The sequence below is a fragment of the Legionella sp. km772 genome (assembly GCF_003989735.1).
Lineage (GTDB): Bacteria > Pseudomonadota > Gammaproteobacteria > Legionellales > Legionellaceae > Legionella.
The window spans coordinates 1-1,760 of sequence record NZ_RZGQ01000315.1; the positions used below are offsets into that span (position 1 = coordinate 1).

The window sequence follows — 1,760 nt, forward strand, 5'->3', positions numbered from 1 at the left end:
AACTCATTTAAATCACTTTGCTATTAAGTACAAATTGATTCTTAGAGCGAACCAGATTGCTTGGCAGGAGCTTAAAAATATGGCAGCTTAAAATTGACCGTGCGTAACATGAGTCAGTAATACAAGCTATTTATTTCAAAATCAAACTGTTCAAAAGCATCGAAAAGTTGGTCCATGGATAGAAACCTGGGATTCACGTAGACCTAAAGCTCCGGGCACTCCACATTATATGCCAGAACCTAATGCTATTTACCGAACGGCAAGTGAAAAAACAAAAAAACCGGAGATGACATTAATTCATCCCAGCACAAAACGAGCAATACCAGTTGCAGTAGAAATTTGTTATGAACATCGACTATGGCTGGTAAAAACCAGAGCTCTACCCAAACAGCTAATCCATTTTGTCTTGTCTGATTCAACTGAGACCGAACTTGCACGCGCCCATGGAGAGGTTTTTTTACAGTTTGACAGTGTAGAACCGCTTCAACCTATATTCTCAGGATTAGATGGCTATAAACAAGTAAAAGTTTTCCGTCATAATTTGCTGATTCCGCCTGAGATAGGTTTTAAACCGGTTACCAGCTACCATACGAAGGATTTTAATCCTAGACCCATGACAACATTTAACAAAAACTCATCTACTCTGTTTGCCAAAAGATCTAGATCAGACATTTCAACATGGACCGTGTTACTTTCTAATTGGATAAACGCGATAAATGTAGCAGAGCAAGCAAAAGCCAGTGAAGAACTGAGACTGTTTTCGATGCGCTGTTTTAAGAAGCTTCCCATGAACTATCTTTTACCTAATGGAAATACTGTCTTCATACTCGATTTGGCGACAAGAGATAGCAACTTATACACTGAATTAGTACGACGCCAAAAAAGTTATTTAACTATGTCGAGCACCATTAAAACTCATGAACAAGACAACCCATCCCCTACAAAATTCACGCTCAGCTACTAGCTTTGATGGTTCATAACCTGTGCTTCTTATTTTGAAAGTAAATTAAAGCCCTATCCCTTTTGTTCATTAATGATGCACTTCCTGCTGAAATAAGTAGGCTATAATGGATAGTGAAATAGGATTATTGAGAAATTTAAAAAGAGCAGCATCCCTGCATATATGCTTATTTTAAAGAAAGATACGAAAATAACGGAGAGTTGACTATGAAAAGGTTTTTTTTGAGTATCCTTCTGTCACTTATGTACACAGAAATGGTATGTGCGAGCCAGCAGGTAGCAGTATCACCCTCCTCTACGAACGAGTTATCTTATTTTATGATAGCTCAAGTTCCTGATATTCAAGGTTTTTTCTTTAGTAGTACAGAAATTAATTGTCCACATACCAGTACATCTCAAATAGTCGATATGTATAGCTGGATATTTAATCAACATGATTCAAATTGCCCGCAAGATACCAAAGATGGAAGAGGTTGTTATCAATATATATTTCAAGTAGGCGATATTGTTGATGGTGATGATGGGGATAACAAAATGTGGCCTGCCGCCACCAATATTTATACTGCGATCGCAACGTACAATAAAAATAAAGAGGTGCCATTTGGATTTGCTACAGGAAATCATGATTATAGAAGCAGTACTGGCAACAACCCTGGCCACGGTGTTTATAAACCCGGTAATTATCTCATGTTACGCACGGTCAATTTTAAGCTGCCATATTTTTAAGCTCCTGCCAAGCAATCTGGTTCGCTCTAAGAATCAATTTGTACTTAATAGCAAAGTGATTTAAATGAGTTTTT

2 protein-coding genes are annotated in these 1,760 nt (G+C 37.6%); both read left to right on the plus strand.

Going from position 1 to position 1,760, the window contains the following annotated elements:
* The first annotated feature begins 229 nt into the window (after nt 1-229).
* On the plus strand, nt 230-964 hold the full coding sequence (locus tag ELY15_RS15565) for a hypothetical protein (protein ID WP_127101646.1): 735 nt from the start codon (nt 230-232) through the stop codon (nt 962-964).
* Nucleotides 965-1,582: 618 nt separating this feature from the next.
* Entirely contained in the window at nt 1,583-1,750 is a 168-nt protein-coding gene (locus ELY15_RS16310; RefSeq protein WP_158617526.1) for a hypothetical protein, read from the plus strand.
* Nucleotides 1,751-1,760 lie beyond the last annotated feature (10 nt).

Excerpts from the sequence above, each read along its gene's own strand:
- ELY15_RS15565 (WP_127101646.1), top strand. The coding sequence starts at position 230 with ATGCCAGAACCTAATGCTATTTACCGAACGGCAAGTGAAAAAACAAAA.
- ELY15_RS16310 (WP_158617526.1), top strand. The coding sequence starts at position 1,583 with ATGATTATAGAAGCAGTACTGGCAACAACCCTGGCCACGGTGTTTATA.